At 37.8% G+C, this 18,039-nt stretch carries 16 protein-coding genes; 4 read left to right on the top strand and 12 right to left on the bottom strand.

The window, feature by feature from the left end:
• Window positions 1-6: 6 nt before the first annotated feature.
• From B3D94_RS01215 to B3D94_RS01200, 4 genes are all read right to left on the bottom strand, one after another.
• Window positions 7-1,482: a hypothetical protein gene (locus tag B3D94_RS01215; RefSeq protein ID WP_291753781.1), complete on the bottom strand. Its 1,476-nt coding sequence runs from the start codon at window positions 1,480-1,482 to the stop codon at window positions 7-9.
• 195 nt (window positions 1,483-1,677) lie between these two features.
• Complete coding sequence (locus tag B3D94_RS01210; protein WP_069479743.1) at window positions 1,678-2,232, bottom strand: HPP family protein; 555 nt, start codon at window positions 2,230-2,232, stop codon at window positions 1,678-1,680.
• Between the two features lie 195 nt (window positions 2,233-2,427).
• Entirely contained in the window at window positions 2,428-3,783 is a 1,356-nt protein-coding gene (locus B3D94_RS01205; RefSeq protein WP_193834132.1) for an acetamidase/formamidase family protein, read from the bottom strand.
• A 120-nt stretch (window positions 3,784-3,903) separates the two neighbouring features.
• Window positions 3,904-4,518: a PH domain-containing protein gene (locus tag B3D94_RS01200; RefSeq protein ID WP_036122248.1), complete on the bottom strand. Its 615-nt coding sequence runs from the start codon at window positions 4,516-4,518 to the stop codon at window positions 3,904-3,906.
• 217 nt (window positions 4,519-4,735) lie between these two features.
• Between B3D94_RS01200 and B3D94_RS01195 the strand changes: the two genes are divergently transcribed.
• Both B3D94_RS01195 and B3D94_RS01190 read left to right on the top strand, forming a co-directional pair.
• Window positions 4,736-5,458, top strand: coding sequence for a response regulator transcription factor (locus B3D94_RS01195; RefSeq protein ID WP_069479741.1), 723 nt, complete (start codon window positions 4,736-4,738; stop codon window positions 5,456-5,458).
• Complete coding sequence (locus B3D94_RS01190) at window positions 5,455-6,843, top strand: sensor histidine kinase (RefSeq protein ID WP_069479740.1); 1,389 nt, start codon at window positions 5,455-5,457, stop codon at window positions 6,841-6,843. Before B3D94_RS01195 ends, B3D94_RS01190 begins: the two co-directional genes overlap by 4 nt.
• A gap of 25 nt (window positions 6,844-6,868) precedes the next feature.
• Here B3D94_RS01190 and B3D94_RS01185 read toward each other — a convergent pair whose 3' ends face one another.
• The 7 genes from B3D94_RS01185 to B3D94_RS01155 form a co-directional block, all read right to left on the bottom strand.
• A complete protein-coding gene (locus B3D94_RS01185; RefSeq protein WP_025116912.1) occupies window positions 6,869-7,228 on the bottom strand; it encodes a YxeA family protein in 360 nt (119 codons plus the stop codon).
• Window position 7,229: 1 nt separating this feature from the next.
• Window positions 7,230-9,098 carry an FtsX-like permease family protein gene (locus B3D94_RS01180; RefSeq protein ID WP_291753772.1) on the bottom strand — a complete coding sequence of 623 codons (1,869 nt, stop codon included), beginning with the start codon at window positions 9,096-9,098 and terminating at the stop codon, window positions 7,230-7,232.
• Window positions 9,085-9,852 (bottom strand): ABC transporter ATP-binding protein, encoded by a 768-nt coding sequence (locus B3D94_RS01175; RefSeq protein WP_069479738.1) that lies wholly within the window; start codon window positions 9,850-9,852, stop codon window positions 9,085-9,087. Before B3D94_RS01175 ends, B3D94_RS01180 begins: the two co-directional genes overlap by 14 nt.
• Window positions 9,853-10,045: 193 nt before the next feature.
• Window positions 10,046-10,519 (bottom strand): glutathione peroxidase, encoded by a 474-nt coding sequence (locus B3D94_RS01170; protein ID WP_291753770.1) that lies wholly within the window; start codon window positions 10,517-10,519, stop codon window positions 10,046-10,048.
• Window positions 10,520-10,536: 17 nt separating this feature from the next.
• Window positions 10,537-11,871: an FAD-dependent oxidoreductase gene (locus B3D94_RS01165; RefSeq protein ID WP_291753767.1), complete on the bottom strand. Its 1,335-nt coding sequence runs from the start codon at window positions 11,869-11,871 to the stop codon at window positions 10,537-10,539.
• A 13-nt stretch (window positions 11,872-11,884) separates the two neighbouring features.
• Window positions 11,885-13,030 carry a VanZ family protein gene (locus B3D94_RS01160; protein WP_193834138.1) on the bottom strand — a complete coding sequence of 382 codons (1,146 nt, stop codon included), beginning with the start codon at window positions 13,028-13,030 and terminating at the stop codon, window positions 11,885-11,887.
• A 255-nt stretch (window positions 13,031-13,285) separates the two neighbouring features.
• On the bottom strand, window positions 13,286-13,573 hold the full coding sequence (locus tag B3D94_RS01155; protein ID WP_036122218.1) for a DUF6509 family protein: 288 nt from the start codon (window positions 13,571-13,573) through the stop codon (window positions 13,286-13,288).
• Window positions 13,574-13,731: 158 nt separating this feature from the next.
• On the opposite strand from B3D94_RS01155, the gene B3D94_RS01150 reads away from it, so the two are divergent.
• Window positions 13,732-14,910 (top strand): alanyl-tRNA editing protein, encoded by a 1,179-nt coding sequence (locus tag B3D94_RS01150; protein ID WP_291753764.1) that lies wholly within the window; start codon window positions 13,732-13,734, stop codon window positions 14,908-14,910.
• Window positions 14,911-14,958: 48 nt separating this feature from the next.
• Here B3D94_RS01150 and B3D94_RS01145 read toward each other — a convergent pair whose 3' ends face one another.
• The gene (locus tag B3D94_RS01145) at window positions 14,959-16,956 is read right to left on the bottom strand and encodes a methyl-accepting chemotaxis protein (protein WP_069479733.1); all 1,998 of its coding nucleotides are present in this window, start codon (window positions 16,954-16,956) and stop codon (window positions 14,959-14,961) included.
• A 329-nt stretch (window positions 16,957-17,285) separates the two neighbouring features.
• Between B3D94_RS01145 and B3D94_RS01140 the strand changes: the two genes are divergently transcribed.
• Window positions 17,286-18,035: a gluconate 2-dehydrogenase subunit 3 family protein gene (locus B3D94_RS01140; RefSeq protein WP_193834142.1), complete on the top strand. Its 750-nt coding sequence runs from the start codon at window positions 17,286-17,288 to the stop codon at window positions 18,033-18,035.
• Window positions 18,036-18,039: the final 4 nt, after the last annotated feature.

Below are 18,039 nucleotides of genomic sequence, written 5' to 3'. Positions count from 1 at the left end.
ACTTTTTTATACATAGGCACTAATAAATACTCGGAGTTTTTCAAAATGATCATCAATTAATAAATATTTTTTATAGATTTCTATTAATTTCTCAAATAGCTCGAACTGCTCCGTTACAAATAAAACCCGTAAAATATTTAACATATGCAAGGAAGCACTCTGTGCCACTATATAGTAAGGTACATCTGGTTGACGATAATTCTGTCGCCATTCTTCTACCGACAAACCAATATGCTGTAGTGAGTTGTTCACCTGTAGAGCAATATCCTGTTGAACGTACGCCTCAATAGCAATTAGTTGTTCACTGCTATAATTTTTTTGTACTAAAGAGGTATTTATCTTTTTATTAGACGCTAATACATGTTCCTTTAAAAGCAGTAAGCCATCTTCATAATGTGTCGCTTTTACATAATGATCAAGTAAAACAGCATATAAGTTTTCTAAATAATTTAGTTGATAATTTTTTATAATTGCAGGTGGTGTAGGTTTCCGATTTGGCAAAAGATCTTTATATTCCAATAAAATTTCGATAGCGTAATTATTTAAGCGCTCATCCTCTAATAAATATTCACCATAATGTATAACTTTTTCACTTTGCTGTTCTCTATTTGCTATATGAAATAAAATATAGGCAATTAATACTTTTTCCTTCTCTGTTAGAGCGTACATGGAGTAGCGCCATTCCGCTTCAAATGAAGTAATAAAGTCTTTGACGCGATGATAGTCGCCCTCCGATAAGCAATAATGTGTCACAATTTGATAAAGTCGTAGCTGTTTCTTAGCCAAACAGCTAGATTTATTTTTATCCACATGAGTTATACACTTATCCAGTATCACTTTATAGTTATTCACAAAGTTATCCACATGTTCACAACTCATTTTCATAGAATCCTCGAAATGACCCATTATTTCATAAAGAAATGTGAATTGTTCTAATGGTCTGTGGATAAAAAGTGAATAAACCTTTTTTGTGAACAGCCAATGCCAAAAGGATGTATGTTCCTTATACATCATATGCACTAAATACTCATCCTGAAATTTATATAACATAATTGTCTGTAGCTCATTCACTGGCATTTCCATCTGCATTCTTTTCCCAAAAACCAGCCAAATTAACCGTTCCAGGTCTATTGTATGTTGGGCAAAGAGCTGCTCAAAGAAAGTTTCTTTTCCTTTTTGTGTATAAAAAAAGGCATTGAGCCGATCATTCACAAATTTTGCATCTAAACCATATTTGTCAAAATACATTTGCATTTCTGTTGATGCACGGCCCCAATATTTACGTGCTGTGGAAAAGGCAATATTCATAGCCATTTCTTCGTTTACTAAAAATCGTTTGGGTGAGAGCGAAGTACCAAGTATTTTTGGATCTTCTTGCAGATCTACCTCTGCCTCTAACCATGTTGTAAGTAAATTTTCAGCACCCTCTACATTCCCTTGTTTATATGTCATGAATAATTGCTCATCACAGTCCAACAGCATACAATTGGAGCCTCCTATCAAGTTCGACCAACAAAGATCTTCCCCTATCATTAAAATTCATGTTTTTAACACTCTTTCTTCAATATAACAAATCTTAACTAACATATGCTAAAAAAATAGTGGTATGCCTATCAAAAATGCATGCAAATAAAAAAAACCATCTATGAAGTGAGTACTTCGTAGATGGAATCTTGATCACCAAAATTGTGGGTAATTTCGTGTTTCTCTTAAATTATTTATTAACAGACCAAAGAAAACAATAATGACTGCCCCAATCAATACAGGCATGATTAAGTAACTCCAGCTATATCCTCCTAAAATAATAATGATAGGATTGGCGCCCGCAGGTGGATGAATAATGCCTAACAAGGCCATGAAAAATATGGTTAACCCAACACCAAGGCTGATGGACAACATACTCGAACCTAATGTTGAATACAACACTAGGCCAATAAATGCAGAAACCAAATGACCACCGATAATATTTCGAGGCTGAGATAATGGCGCATTCCAAACGACAAATACAAGAACACAGCTCCCGCCAAGGGATGCCATTAACCAAGGAGCATTTGTATAATTTGTTAACAAAAGCAACACAAAAATACAGATTAGGCCTCCTATCGCTCCAGTAAAGGCATCAGCAAAATTTGTCCGAGAGGGTGCATGTCCGCCTCCCTTCATCTTTAAAATAAAGGGCTTTAAGATATTCTTTTTTTCAATTTTATTTCCTACTCGCACTAATTCTGACATTCAGCACCGACTTTGCTATTTCTCTATTTTTTATACTTATAAATTGATGGATATTAAACTTTTATCATTATATCAATCCATCATAACATTTCAATTCTAACTTCAAATTTCCGACTAATATTCACTTTCTCCACTCACAACTCCTACAAAAAAAAAGCAAACCTTTGAAAGTTTGCTTTCAGACAAATTGATTTCTTAATCGTATTGTTTTTTCACCGTTTTATAAATTCGAACCTTTTTCAGTATCGTTTTAGGTACTTGGAAAGTGGCTGTGACCACCCCAGGATGACGGCCAATTTCTATAGAGCCTGTGATAGTTGCTCTATTTAACACCTCTGGTTCAGGTAATTCGAATAGCTTGGATGCTCGGCGAATAGCATTATCAGTTGCCTCATTTAATGTTTTGCCAGAACCAACGATTGATACAGGGAATGCCTCTTCTACCTGTTTTACGCCAAATTCCTCTGCTAGTTCGCGAGCACGACGCTTTTCTTCCTTTGTAAAAGGCTTTGCTGTATACGGTAAATCTTCCTCATTCGGAAGTAATACAGGGCCTTCCAATGCTACTTTCTTCAAGACACTAACTTGAAGCTGTACAATCCCTGCTACATCAGTTGTATGTCCTGCAATCTCACCATCTCCCTGCATTGCATGCATATCTCCAATGTATACACCACCACCAGGAACCTTTACAGGACAAATAATCGTTGCGCCTTCACGAACTCTGCTAATATCCATATGTCCATCAGTGCGATGTAAATCCAATTCATCCTGTGTAAGGGCATATTCATGTGGTGCCCCAATTAAGAAAGAACCAAAATCACCCGCATTATGAGAATCTGGCATTGCCTTTGAAGGGGTTGTACCAAGTTGACCTAAAAATGGGCGCATTCTGGCCATGACACCTATTATGTCACTTGGTGCTAGTGCAACAACAGGATTTTGAGTAGAGTTTTCAGGTGTTCTCATGTAATTTTTGGCATCAAGGGCAATACGACGGGCACCCTCTCGTCCAACCGTTACACCTATTTGCCCTTTATGATCAAACGTCATTGTGTAGCCATTCGTCATTTTAAATGGTGCTGTCTCTGTGTCACATGTCGAACAGCGAATGGCTTGAGGACCTATACCTTTAACAACTGTGTTTGGATGGAGCTTCCCACAACCTGGGCATTTTACGGAAACAAATGGATCGCCAATGTATCGATCTGTAATCGCCTCATCGTGACCAGAGGAAGTGGCCAGTGAAGTAACCTGAATAGACTTAATTTTAATGACGATGGCGTCTCCCACCTCAGCTCCCTCCACAAAAACAGGCTTCGTTACTTCATGTCCACCTCTTATAGTTGGTGTTAACATGGGGCCCCAGCAGCCCGGTGTGGTGTTGGCAATAATTGTCCCTCCATCTTTAACTGGCCCAAGCATTTCTTGTGAAGGGTCTAAAATACCATCTATAAACTCATTTACGAACAATGTCTCAGCGGCTTGCGGTTGCTGTATAAAGTCACTTTCTAGTCCCTCTTTGTCAAGCACATGCAATTCGTTTGTCATTTTTCGTCACGCTCCTAGTTTGTCTTTTTATGTATGAGGTTATATGTAAAAAACGCTCTCCACATTCGCAGAGAGCTATTTTTTTCTTCTTACATTAGCAGCCTAAACTGCTAGGCACAGTTAATTATTCATATATAAATCAAAAATATGTGAGAAATCTTCTTTTTTGTACTGATCTTTATGATCAATCATCCAAGTATTCGCAAAGCGGGTAATTGCCTCAAATGAGGCTGATGGAGAAATGTTATCATTGCCAATTCGTCCAAGTGATGAAGAAGCAATATGCAAGCTTTTTTCTGCTACTTCTAACTTATAGGCATTGTTCTTTTGTTCGTAGCTAATCGCATGTAGTGCTTTATATAAATCTTTAATGTCATCAATAAAGCGTTTATGAATGTCGATGGAAAGTGGAGAATTACCGATTGTAAACTTAATTTCGACATCAAGGTCAATTGTTCCTGCTGTTTCGAGAAAAACATCTGTAATGGCGTACATAGAATAGTCATAGCGACGTAGTAATCGTTTTTTACTCATAGCGCTTTCGCCATCTACATGGAGAATGGCACGGTTTGTAAAGCAGTATTCATCTGCCTTCGTTTTAATTAAAAAGTAAATTTTCTCATCAATTTCATGTAGTATAAAATCATCTGCATCTGTTTTATCATAATCCTCTCTTTGAACGACTACTCCAATATCAGATAATCCTAATGCATCGGCAGCTATTTTTTTAAACATTGCCATTCCTCCTCATTCGTTTATACTCTTTTTACGTTTAGTAGCTGTAAAGGTTTCATTCCCCATCTTCAATTTTAATCGCAAATGTAAGTACAAAGTCTTCTATTAGTAATACTTAATTTCCTCTTTTCAGTACATTTCATTTATAATGATGTTCATAACATATAAAGATTCTTTCAAGAGAAAGTATTCATCAAAAGAAAGGATGTGTGAATAAATGCAAGAGCCAACCATATTAGTAGTGGATGATGAGGTAGATTTAGCTAATCTTCTAAAGGTAAGCCTGCAAAAAGAAGGCTATAAACAAATTTATACAGCTGGCTCCATTCACGATGCTTGGACAAGCTTTCAGCAAACAAGTCCCGATATTGTGCTTCTAGATGTCATGCTTCCTGATGGGGAAGGCTATGATTTATGTAGGCAGATCCGTGAAGTATCGCATGTACCAGTGCTCTTCATGTCTGCTAAAAATGAAGAAATTGATAAAATTTTAGGACTTGCCATTGGAGGCGACGATTATATTACAAAACCCTTTAGCCCTAAGGAAGTTGCCTACCGTGTAAAGGCACAGTTACGTAGAGTTGGCTATCAAACATACGAAACAACTTCAAGCATTGCGGAAAAAACGATACAAGTTGGCCCCTTCCAGCTTAATGCTGATGAAACTGAAGTACACAAGGATGGGGTTTTATTGGAGTTAACGGCTAAGGAAGTTGGTTTAATGGCATGTTTTATGAAAAACCCTAATCGCATTTTAAGTAAAGAGACTCTTTTTGAGCGTGTCTGGGGAGAGGATTTTTTTGGTTCTGATAATACTGTCATGGTGCATATTCGACGTTTGCGTGAAAAAATCGAGCAGGATGCCTCTAAACCTTTTTTTATCACAACTGTAAAAGGTCTTGGGTATAAGTTCGTCATACCAAAAGAGGTGCAAGCATGAAGTGGAAATTGACTGCTCGCTTCCTCTTTTCTGTTCTATCCATTGTGATCATCGTAATTTTCGTCAATACGGCCATTCTCATTGGGCTTTTGTCATATAGACTTATTAATGATTCTGATGGAGCTACTGAATCGAAAGAAGAGGATTTCGTACGCAATTTTCAGCAGTATATTGAAATAGAAAATGGAGCAACTTCCATAAGTACAGAAGGATTAGAACAGTTGCATCAGCGAAATGCTTGGATTCAATTACTTGATATGAATGGTCAAGTTATTGGTTCTCAATTTGCACCAGAGGAAGCACCTTCCCATTACGCACCCATTGATTTGATACAAGTATACAAATATAAGGAATTTGATGCTGATACGACAGTTTATGTTGGTGTTAAAGATCAGGTTAGTTATCTTGTTGGCATTAAAGGGAGTACTGTTGCGAGATTAATCATGCATATTTCTGGTACCTCTTTCTTACAGTTTGTTGGCAAATTCGGATTATTCATTGTTATTGCTGATTTAATAGTCGCTGCACTGGTTGGCTGGCTATTTGGTCGTACGCTAACGACCCCTCTCTATGCCTTGATAGAACGCATTCGTCATTTAAAAAATCATGAGCATCAGCCAGTTAAAACGCCTGGTGGTGTATATAAAACAGTTTTTGAAAATTTAAATGAAGTATCCAGAGAACTCGCTGCACATGAGCAGGAACGCAAGCGTCTTGAACTGATGCGTGAGGAATGGATTAGCAATGTCTCTCATGATATGAAAACACCGCTTGCCTCTATTCGTGGTTATGCAGAGCTTTTAGACGACGAGACACTCACCTCTCAAGAACAGGCCGAGTATGCACAAATTATCGAGAAACAGTCATTGCATATGCAAAATCTGCTTGATGACTTAAATTTAACGATGCGCTTAAGACATCAGCAGCTACCGCTCACTTTAAAAGAAATCAACATGGTACCTTTTATTCGTGAGATTGTGATTGATACATTAAATACCCCACAGTTTGAACTATCCCATATAGAGTTTGAAGCAATCTCAGAAAACAACCACCATCTTATTGACGAACATTTTATGCGCAGAGCTATCATGAACTTTTTACACAACGCCCTGCTTCACAATACGCCGAATGTATCTGTCCATGTATCTATCGATAAAGATTCCATTACGATAGCGGATAATGGCAAAGGGATCTCCGCAGTGGATTTAGAACATATTTTTGAGCGCTATTACCGTGGTACAAATACGGATAATACAGCAGGTACCGGGTTAGGCACCGCCATTGCTAGGGATATTATTGAAGCCCATGGAGGTACTGTTACTATCACTTCAGAAGAAGGAAAGGGTACATCCGTTACCATTTATTTAAAAAAGGAGCAGCCCTAGTTTGACTAGTGGATGCTCCTTTTTGCTATTTCATTTGATCTTGCGCTTTATTCGGTAACTCGTGGAATTTTACCTCATCATAGGAAGTGACTTCTGTCTCTTTTTTAACATAAAGCTTTAAATAAGCATCATGGCGTAAATTTTTGTGAGCTGAGAATTTTAATGTTTTTTCTTCGCCATTTTTATTGTAGGCAGGCAGCTCATACCAATACATTTTGAAAATTTCACCGTTACTTGCCTTATACTCCTCTACCTCACCATCAGCCGCAATATGGACATAGTAAGTGTCTTTATTTAAACGGTTAAAGTCTACAGTCATCAATACAACTAACCCTGCTACGAATAAGATAAGCAATGCACCTATTCCGAAAAATACTTTTTTCATATTAATTCCCCTGTCTTACAATTTTGTAGAACGAACGTACAGTAAATATATAATAGATGAAATAAATAGCTGAATACGCAATCATCCATAATATGACTGGCTTCGTAATATTCATACCAAATAACTGTGAAAATGCTAGTAATGCAAATGCACTGTGCACAATACCTACGATAAGTGGTGCACTAAAGATGACAGCCACTTGTCCGGCTACAGTCTTTAAGATTTGCTTACTGTTTACACCAATTTTATTTAAAATCGCATATTTCGCCTGATCTTCCTCGGCTTCCGTTAAGATTTTGAAATAAATGATACTTCCTGTTGCCGCTAGGAAAACTAGTCCAAGGAAGCTACCAACAAACAGTAATGCACCTACTGTGGCTATACTATCCTCATAGCTTTGTGGAACACTAGAGAAAGATTCTTGTTGTTCTGTCGACAATTGCTTGAATATGTTTTTTGACACGGCCTGTTGTTTCAAATCATTGTCTAAACCAATAGCCTGCATCTTTACCTCTTCTGCATTAGTCGCAGTAAACTCTTGATCATTCACGACAAGTACAGTCCCCGCAGGAATAAAGTTAAGAACGCTCTCTGTATACATTTTTTTCACATGGAAGGAATCACCATTCTTTAGCTTGAAATCTTCACCAATAAAGTCATGTGAAAATCGTTCATCATAAGCTGCGTCCAGCAGAACGGCCGATCCATCAGCAATATGCAGGTTTTGATCCTTACCTTGTAATTTTGCTAAACGATTATAATCAGATTCCTTAAGTAATGTATATTCGAAAAATGAAAATTCAGTATCGACACGTAAATTCTTCACAGACAGTGATTCATTATAGATAACGTCTTTTTGTGAAAACTCGATGGGATCGCCTTTCCACATAAATGTATTTGGCAGCATCTGACGTACAGATGCTTCTGCATTATAATACATACCAAAGACGCCACCGCCTGCTGTAATTGTTGTTGCACTTAAAATGGCAATAATCGACAATGACTTAGCATTTGCACGGATACGATACAATAACTGAGAAACCCCGATTAAATTTAACCCTTTCCATGACCAAGATGTCGCTCTTTTTAAAGCTGTTAACACAAAGACACTTACACTATGGAATAAAAGATATGTCCCCACAATAGTTACGCCGATGACCATTAGTGGTGTGCCTAGAACCGTAAAGAATCGCCAAATTTCACTCGTAAACATATCAGAGGCAGCTGTATAATAACCAAATGCAATAAGCACCGTTCCTAAAACCGCAGCTACTAAAGAGGCACGTGGAATTTGCTCACCCTGTTTTTCTGCATGAAATAAGTCAATCAATTTAAATTGATAAATAACACGATAGCCTTGTAATGACGTGAATAAAAACAGTATTGTAAAAATGACTGCTGTATTCACCAGTGCCTCTACAGAAAATGTTAGGCTTCCAACAATTTCATATCCCATTAATCGTACTAATATCATTAACAATCCTTGCGACATAAAGAATCCTAAAATGATGCCCAGTACTAGAGAAACTAACCCTATGACTAGGTTTTCGAAAAACAGCATGAGGCCAATCTTTTGCTTACGCACGCCTAATAGTGAATAGAGTGCTACTTCCTTTTTCCGTTTCTTCATAAAAAATGAATTAGAATAGGCCATAAAGATGACAATGAAGAACAATAAAACAACAGACGATGCACTCATCAATCCTTTAATTTGCTGAGAGGATTGTTTTAAGGCTGAAAGATCATCATTATATTTTAGTGTCACAAATGTAAAATAAATGACGATACTGAATACCATTGAGGCAATATATAAAAAGTAGTTGGATAGATTACGTTGAATATTTTTACGCGCTAAACTAAATAACGTCATTTACTCCACCCCCGATGCTTGACAGCACCTGTAGAATCTCTTGGAAAAATTGTTTCCTGGTTAGAGTTCCACGATGAATTTCCTTGGATAACTGCCCGTCCTGTATAAATAGTATGCGCTGACAGAAGCTCGCTGCAAAAGCGTCATGAGTAACCATCATAATGGTTGCCGCCTGTGTTTGATTTAAATCACTTAAACTTTCCAGTAAATCGGTTGCTGACTTTGAATCAAGTGCACCTGTAGGCTCATCAGCAAAGATTAATTTTGGTTCTGTCACTAAAGCGCGTGACGAAGCTGTACGCTGCTTTTGTCCGCCCGATATTTGATAAGGATATTTATCCAATAATTCACTAATGCCGAACAATGAAGCAATACGGTCGACTCTAGCGCTAATAGCCTTTGTTGGCATCTTTGCAATAGCCAATGGCAAAACTATATTTTCACGTACAGTCAAAGAATCAAGTAAGTTATAGTCTTGGAATATAAATCCTAAGTTATCACGACGAAAATCTGCTAATTCAGCATCTTTCATACGTGCTAAGTTCGTATCACCAATAATAATTTCACCAGTTGTTGGTGTATCAATCGTAGCTAATACATTGAGAAGCGTAGATTTCCCAGCCCCTGAAGGACCCATTACGCCCACAAATTCACCTTTATTTACTTCAAATGATATATTAGATAGCGCTGTAAAAGTATTAGCGCCCTTGCCGTAAGTTTTCTCAACGTTTTGTACCTGTAATAATGGCGTCATATACGCTCCTCCTCTTCTTTCTGACTTTAGTATACGCCCTCAAACTTACAGCAAAATTGTCGCAAGCTTACAGCAACCTTAAATCATCTATTCTTAATAAATTACTAGGTGTTATCCAAATACATTGCCTTTTTTTGCTTAATTGATAAAAAAAAGGATCCATACACAGTCTGTGCATGAATCCTTCTAACTATTATGCTAAAACTTTTTTAATATCATCTTCAAAACTACTTGGTTTATCTGCCGATGCGTAGCGTCCAACAACCTCGCCATCTCGATTCACTAAGAATTTAGTAAAATTCCATTTAATGCTGTTACCTAAAAAGCCTTTAGAATGTGAAGTGAGATAATCAAAAATCGGATGCGCTTCCTTACCATTCACCTTAACGATTTTATGCATGGGGAAGGTTACCCCATATTCCAGTCGGCATTGTGATGCAGCTTCTTCAGCAGTCGACAGCTCTTGCTTGAATTGATTGGACGGGAAACCTAGTACAACAAGACCTTCTTCCTGATATTTTTCAAAGAGACCTTCTAATTCCTCAAATTGTGGTGTAAAGCCACATTTTGAGGCAGTATTGACAATTAACATCGGCTTTCCTTTATAACGCTCTAGGCTATAGTCAGTACCATCTTCTAAAGTCACGTTAATATCATATATACTCATTGCTTTCTACCTCCTATTTATAAACGTCCATTCATTCTTGCCACCTGTTGTAAAGGATCCCATACACCGTTAAATGGAGGTGCATAAGCTAAATCTAAATCTAGCAAATCAGGTAATGTCATTTTACTATATAGTGCGGTTGCAAACACATCAATACGCTTATCAACACCAGCTGGCCCAACAATTTGTGCACCTAATAGCAACTGATCTCGTTTGCGTACAACTACCTTAATGTACATACGTTGTGCACCCGGATAATAGCCCGCAATATGGCGAGCTGATAATTTAAAGGCCTCGTAATCAAAGCCAAGCTCTTTTGCATGGCGTTCATTTATACCAGTTGTAGCAATTGTTAAATTAAAAAACTTTAAAATAGATGTCCCGACAATGCCTCTGAACGGTGCAAACTTTCCTGACATATTAAGACCCGCTAGACGGCCCTGTTTATTGGCAGTTGTCCCCAAAGGTATATAATCTATGCGCTCCTTCACAATATTAAAATGAGTGGCACAATCTCCTGCCGCATAAACATTTTCCACCGAAGTTTCTAAATGACGATTGACGATAATAGCCCCATTTTTTGCAAAAGCTATACCAGTGCCTTCTAGAAACTTCGTATTTGGTCTAATACCTGAAGCAACGATGACTAAATCTGTTTCCAAGACCCCATTATTTGTAATGACCCTTTCCACTCGTTTATTCCCTTCAAAAGCTTCTACATCTGTATTTAATAATAGCTCTACATTGTTCTTTTTTGCTTCTTCATGAACATGTTGAGCAAGCTCTTCATCTAAAATTTTTGCCACATGGCTTCCTCGTTGGACAAGTCTTACCTTTTTCCCATAGGCATGTAATGTTTCTGCCATCTCTAAGCCGATATAGCCGCCACCAATAATAGTTACCTGTTCAATATCAGGCGTTAAATCAGCCATTAAATCTTCTAATTGAGGAATTGTTTTTACGGTGTGAATACCTTCTAGTTCAACACCTCTTTTAACAGGTACAACCGGATCTGCCCCTGTTGCAATAAGAAGCTTATCATAGGGAATTTCAAATACTTCGCCATTTGCCTGTATCCCCGAAACAACCTGCTTCTCTACATCTACCTTTTCTACCTCATAGCCAACTCGTGCGTCGATGCCATACTTACCTCGAAAAGTTTCAACATCTCTTGCAATCAATCGTTTGGTTGATGAAATACGACCATCTACAACATATGGCAATCCACATTGTCCATATGAATAAATAAAGCCACGTTCTAATGTAGTTATTTCCGCTCCTGGTACATTACGATAGATTTCCATTGCTGCAGACATCCCTGCAGCATCTCCCCCAATGATGACGTATTTCATTCCACTTGCCCCCTTATTTTTTCCTTGTTGCCATTAAATCTGCGTATTGGTCGATATACAAACGACGCTTTCCTCCGCTAACAATGACACGTATAACATGAATAGCTATTATCATTGTAAGTGCAAAACCTCCTAATGAGGCTAGTAAAGAAATGACAATTTGCAGAACATAAAATGGTGAATCCATATCTAATTGAATCTCACCGACTGTTGAAATGGCCTCTAATAGACATACGGTCGCAACAATCGCTACACAGCGTCTCCATGATTGCCTTACTATACTTTTGCCCTTCTTATTGACCATTGTAAAGCGCATAATTTTCATACCTACTGTTGCGCCTTTCATCATACTTGGTATGAAGCCAAAGATAGTCATGTATAGTGCAATGACAACTAAGAACTCAAAGGTGCCACTATAACCTGTTAGAGCGCCGATAATGAACCAAATTACTTGTACGATAAATAAATCAATAACCAATGCTAGTAAAATGGATATTGGTTTTACAATATCCTTTTTTTCCATTTCCGCAGCTTTGGCCTCGACCTCTTCATGAGAAGGAAATAGTGCCCACACGATAGGAGCTAAAAAGAAGCCTAATAATGCACCTACACTGTTTAGCAATAAATCATCCACATCAAATATGCGGTACGCACAATTAAAAATGCCATAAATACCTGTTCTTTGTGTGATCTCATAAAACAATGTTAGCAAAAAGCTTAATATAAATGCACGTTTCCAGTACCTTCTTTCTTGAAGAAAATATCGCAAGTACACACCAAATGGCATTAATAATAGGAAATTAAAAAACGCTTGATAAAATGCTTGCTGTTTTGTGATAGCAAGCCATGTCGATGGATTGGTTAAGACAACGCCACTGTCCTTTAAAATATCCTCAATAAATTGAAATAGTCGTAAATTTGTATGGACTGTATCTGGCGATTGAAGTGAGCAAGTATCCCTTGTAGATGGGAATGGCAGTAATACTAAACAAAGCGCAGATAAAAAGTAAAAAATAAAGGAGAACATAATAATGGTTTTCGACATAGACAAGTAACTATATTTTCGATACGTATAAATTAGCCATGGAATAAAAAGAACAAATGATAAAATAATCGTTATGAAAAATGCAATAAGAATGGATTGCGTGTAAGTTGACATAGATAAGCACCTCTCTATTTAAACTGCCCGAATTAATGAAACCTAAAACTCAGTTTAATCCCCACACTCTACGCGAATATGTCAATAAGCTTACATTATCCTTAAGTCCATCCATTCACCCTAGATTTTTGAGCAATACGATGCTGATCAAGCCGACATAAACCCCTTGCTCATAAACCGTTCCTGTAGGTAGCAGACTTCCACATCATCAAAATAAAAAAACAGGTAAAGAATATACTCTCTACCTGTTTCGTTTTATGCCTTTGTTATTTCCTCTTTACAAAATACTAAAATTTCCTCTAGTTCATCATCCTCTAAAGCAAAATCTAAGTATTCACCCTCTGCTTTTTCCATGATGAAGTAATTTAAAATATATGGCTCCCCTGCCTTTTCACCTATAAGCACACGAATTTCAATACCTGCTTCGTGATATAGCTCATCTTCTTCATCAATTTCAATATCTAAAATAAATTCGTAACGCTTCCCTTCTATAATATTGGTTGGGTCTAAAATTTCTTCCATTGAGAATTGTGTAATTTCCATAATGCTAGCTCCTTTATCTTTAGCTGTTCCTTTCTATATTAAATCAATTTCAGCATGGGTCAACTAGAAAAGCCATATACACTTGTAAGTAATTATGCCAAAATAAAGTGGAATCTACCCTAGCGTAAACTGTACCTACATAAAAAGGAGGCTTTTACTTGAAAGATTTATTATATTATCAGGACGTTATGTTACGTGAGTTTGATGCTCATATTATTAGTAAAGAAACCGACGAATTTGGTCGTCATTATGTTGTGTTATCTAATACTGCATTTTATCCAACTGGCGGAGGACAACCCCATGATACTGGCACATTGAATGGGATAGAAGTGATAGATGTAGAGAAAGTCGGAGAAGAGATTCGCCATTATATGCAGGGTCATGCATTAGAATTGGAAGGCTTCGTGCACGGTACGTTAAATTGGCCTAGGCGATTCGACCATATGCAGCAACATGCTGGTCAGCATATTTTAACAGCGGCATTTGTAGAACTTTTTGATGCTCAGACGGTTAGTTTTCATCTAGGAAGTGAGCATGTCACAATTGATATTGCTGTAGATACTTTGACAGAACAACAGCTCATAGCAGCCGAAATACGAGCTAATGAAATCATTTTAGAAAACCGTCCGATAGAAACTACGTGGATTACAGAAAATGAACTGTCCGATTTTAATCTTCGGAAAGAAGTTGCTGTAACTGGAGATATTCGACTTGTCATCATTCCTGACTATGATTACAACGGCTGTGGTGGCACTCATCCAACATCTACTGGGCAGGTCAATGCCATAAAAATTCTAGGTACTGAAAAAATGAAGGGCAATGTGCGCGTCTCCTTCGTTTGTGGTCAACGTGTTTTAAACGAACTTGCTATGCGTAAAAGAGTATTAGGTGATGTGGCACGCCAGCTAAGCGTTCCTGAGGTAGATGCGGCTACAGCCCTCGCTAAAATACTAAGCGCTCAGAAACATACCGAAAAAGCACTTGTTGCAGCCAAAGAGGAGCTCCTAACATACGAAGCAAAAGCGCTCGTTTCAAGTAGCTCAGGTCTTGTTGCTGCTGCTTTTCAACAAAGAACTATGCAAGATCTACAAAAATTAGCTCGTACGATTGTTTCTGAACAAGAAGATATGGTCACTTTGCTTGTTTCTGAAAGTGAAGGCAAGCTACAGTTCGTTGCAGCTAGAGGGAAACATGTATCTAAAAGCATGAAAGCTATTGCCGAAAAGGCATTACCGCTCATTAATGGTAAGGGTGGCGGAAGTGATCAAATGGTGCAAGGTGGCGGCGAATGTATTATTTCTAAAGAAGATCTTCTAGAAGCTATGCAAAACGTTTAATATGGCTAACAAAAGAGGAGCTGTCCAATTGTGACCGCTCCTCTTTCTTTAATATTTAAATTTTTGAATGGCCCCATATAAACGTTTCGCCATTGCTGATAGTTTTTCAGTTTGATCATTCATCGTTGTAACTGTATTTAACTGTTCTGTTGTAGCATCAGTTACCTCATGCACATAATCACTTGCAGCATGTGCAGTGGCCGCCATTTCTTCCATAGACGCTGAAACTTCCTCTGTATTGGCAGACATTTGTTCGGCAGAAGCATTCATTTCTTCGACTTGGCCAGCTATTTCTCCAACAGCTTGAACTATTTCCTCGAAGCGTTCGCCCACTGCCGCAATGGATGCTAATCCTCGTTCTACATTATCTTCACCTGATTCCGCTGCCTTCACCACCTCTAATGTGTAAGATTGAACTCGCTCAATTAACACATTAATTTTAGTAGCAGACTCGGCTGTTTGCTCTGATAACTTGCGAACCTCTTCTGCCACAACGGCAAAGCCTTTACCAGCATCTCCGGCTCGTGCAGCTTCAATAGATGCATTGAGTGCTAATAAATTTGTTTGATCAGAAATAGCTGTAATCATATTAGAAATTAAGTTAATTTCCTCAGACTCTTTTTCTAATTTATGAATAATCATCAGCTCAGCAGTAGTCCCTTCCTGAATCTCATTCATACGACGAATTGATTGTTGGACAGCATCATTACTTTCATTAATTTTCTGGGAAATAAAATCTGTATTTGAGGCAATAGTTGAAGCTACTTCAGCTACATTTTGTATACCTAATGCCATTTGCTCCATAGCAGAAGCACTTTCCTCTGCCATCACGGTTTGGCTTTGTGCTCCTCTATCAACTTCATTTATAGCGCCTGCTATTTGTTTAGAATGCTTTGTTACAGCAATTACATCTCCCATTAAATCACATGATGCTTCATTTACAGTTGTCGCTTCATGGCTCACTTTTGCTATCATTTCCCTCATATTTTCAGTCATACGATTCAATGCACGCGACATTGTCCCCATCTCATCAATACGTTTCAAATACTTCTCAGGAATCTCTTGTGTAAAGTCACCCTCCGATAAGCCTTCGCTAATACGGAGAACATGACGAAGCGGTCTACTAACAGATCGTGAAATAGCAAACGATATAAATAGCCCTAGTAACGAAACAATAATAGTTGTGACAATAAAGTTCGTCTTGAGCTTAGAAAGCCCTGAGAACACCTCATTTTCTAAAGCAATAACGCCCATTTTCCAACCATTATCAAGCGTATGGTAGCCCATTAAGTTAGTACCTGCATCCTCTGTTTCAAATGAAAAATAACCGCCTTTATGTGCAATCATCTCTTCTGCAGCCAATGCTCTCCCTGTCATTAAACCTGTTTCTTCTGCTTCCTTGATGGGGTTATTTTGCTCTTTCACATAGGAATGATTATGATGTCCAATGATGGTTCCTTTAGCGTCTAACATAAATGCATACCCACTGTTTCCGACTTTAATATCCTCTACAATATTGGATAAATAATAGCCATCCATACGAGCTAGTAATAATGCTTTCTCACCTGATACAGTGTCGATTGGAGAGACAATTAAAATAACAGGTTCACCGGTTACCCGGCTAATCGTAATTTCGGACATAACGGATTTACCCGTAAAGCCTTCCTTTACATAATCACGATCACCTAATTCAGCAGTTGTATCATCCAAATAATGAGCCACTCCGTCAGCTTTTATAATGCCAAACCCAAGGTAATTTTTATTATCCGCAAGACGCTTCGATAAATATTGTTTTTGCTTGTCAAAATCCATACTACGTACTGCCTCTTGCTCCGCTATTGCCTCAACCTCTACTAGCGTTAATTGAAAGTGTTCTTCTATGTATTGTGAAACATCCTCAGCTCTAGATACCAAGTTTGATTCCACTTGCTCATTCATTGCCTTAGTACTATTTATCCAAGTAGACAGTCCCAGCGTCCCACACGTCACACATACAAGAGCTATAATGGCAACGACTAATTTACCGCCAATTCCTTTTATCCACATTCCCTTTTTCTCACTTCTTCCATTATTAGCTATAAAATTCAGTTATTTATACATTACTTTCAGAGTAAGGTCAGCAATAGAAGAAGTCAATAAAACTTTTCCAATAAGATTTATTAATGTATAATAATACCATTTTCCCTATTGCTATAGTGCTAACAATTTTCTACATTTTTTTAACTTATCGATATCTTTTGCTATATATAGACAAAATCCATTGGCTTTAATGGATGAAATTAAAACTTTTTCCAACAGAAATTGATTATAATTCACATTTTTTGCTGATTATTAGAAATAGGATAGATTCAAAACATTTTGAGGGGAGGATTACGATGAGTTCAGACAAGAACAATGTTTCACGTCGAGACTTTTTAAAGACAACTGGTATTGCTGCTGGTACATTAGTCGGCGGTGGATTAATTGGAGGACTAGTAGGCTACAACATCAATGGTAAAGGTACTTCTACTCTGGAACACGGTGGACACGGTACTACGAATGAAGCTCTTGGTTCGCCAAAAGCAAAAATGTTTTTTAGAAATGAAAAAGATTTTAGTATTTTATCGAAGGCAACAGAACGCATTTTTCCTGAAGATGACTTAGGGCCAGGTGCTATAGGATTAGATGTCCCTTATTTTATCGATCATCAATTAGCAGGAAATTATGGGAGTAATTCTAAAGAATATATGCAAGGCCCTTTTGATGTAGGTTCCCCTACTCAAGGCTATCAAAGCCGCCTAACGCGAGCTGAAATTTTCAGACAGGGCATTCAAAAAATGGACGATGAAGCACAAAAACGTTTTAAGAAAAGCTTCAACGATTTGGATGGTAAACAGATCGATGAAATTTTAACAGCCTTTCAAAAGGGTGAAGTTGAAATGGTTGGTGTACAATCAGCATTCTTCTTTATATTGTTACGAGCTGCCACATTAGAGGGCGCCTATTCTGACCCAATGTATGGAGGGAATCGTAATATGGATGGCTGGCGCATGAAGAACTTCCCTGGCCACCAAATGGCTTATATATCACAAATTGAAGATAAGAAATTCCAAAAAATCGAGCCTAAATCTTTGGGCAACCACTAGGGGG

The organism is Lysinibacillus sp. UBA5990, from assembly GCF_002429815.1.
GTDB classification, from domain to species: Bacteria; Bacillota; Bacilli; order Bacillales_A; family Planococcaceae; genus Lysinibacillus; species Lysinibacillus fusiformis.
Note: the sequence above shows the minus strand (reverse complement) of the source record. Positions and strands in the feature narration are given on the sequence as shown.

Coding starts and splice junctions, on each gene's coding strand:
- B3D94_RS01215 (WP_291753781.1), bottom strand. CDS start 1,482: ATGCTGTTGGACTGTGATGAGCAATTATTCATGACATATAAACAAGGG.
- B3D94_RS01210 (WP_069479743.1), bottom strand. CDS start 2,232: ATGTCAGAATTAGTGCGAGTAGGAAATAAAATTGAAAAAAAGAATATC.
- B3D94_RS01205 (WP_193834132.1), bottom strand. CDS start 3,783: ATGACAAACGAATTGCATGTGCTTGACAAAGAGGGACTAGAAAGTGAC.
- B3D94_RS01200 (WP_036122248.1), bottom strand. CDS start 4,518: ATGTTTAAAAAAATAGCTGCCGATGCATTAGGATTATCTGATATTGGA.
- B3D94_RS01195 (WP_069479741.1), top strand. CDS start 4,736: ATGCAAGAGCCAACCATATTAGTAGTGGATGATGAGGTAGATTTAGCT.
- B3D94_RS01190 (WP_069479740.1), top strand. CDS start 5,455: ATGAAGTGGAAATTGACTGCTCGCTTCCTCTTTTCTGTTCTATCCATT.
- B3D94_RS01185 (WP_025116912.1), bottom strand. CDS start 7,228: ATGAAAAAAGTATTTTTCGGAATAGGTGCATTGCTTATCTTATTCGTA.
- B3D94_RS01180 (WP_291753772.1), bottom strand. CDS start 9,098: ATGACGTTATTTAGTTTAGCGCGTAAAAATATTCAACGTAATCTATCC.
- B3D94_RS01175 (WP_069479738.1), bottom strand. CDS start 9,852: ATGACGCCATTATTACAGGTACAAAACGTTGAGAAAACTTACGGCAAG.
- B3D94_RS01170 (WP_291753770.1), bottom strand. CDS start 10,519: ATGAGTATATATGATATTAACGTGACTTTAGAAGATGGTACTGACTAT.
- B3D94_RS01165 (WP_291753767.1), bottom strand. CDS start 11,871: ATGAAATACGTCATCATTGGGGGAGATGCTGCAGGGATGTCTGCAGCA.
- B3D94_RS01160 (WP_193834138.1), bottom strand. CDS start 13,030: ATGTCAACTTACACGCAATCCATTCTTATTGCATTTTTCATAACGATT.
- B3D94_RS01155 (WP_036122218.1), bottom strand. CDS start 13,573: ATGGAAATTACACAATTCTCAATGGAAGAAATTTTAGACCCAACCAAT.
- B3D94_RS01145 (WP_069479733.1), bottom strand. CDS start 16,956: ATGTGGATAAAAGGAATTGGCGGTAAATTAGTCGTTGCCATTATAGCT.
- B3D94_RS01140 (WP_193834142.1), top strand. CDS start 17,286: ATGAGTTCAGACAAGAACAATGTTTCACGTCGAGACTTTTTAAAGACA.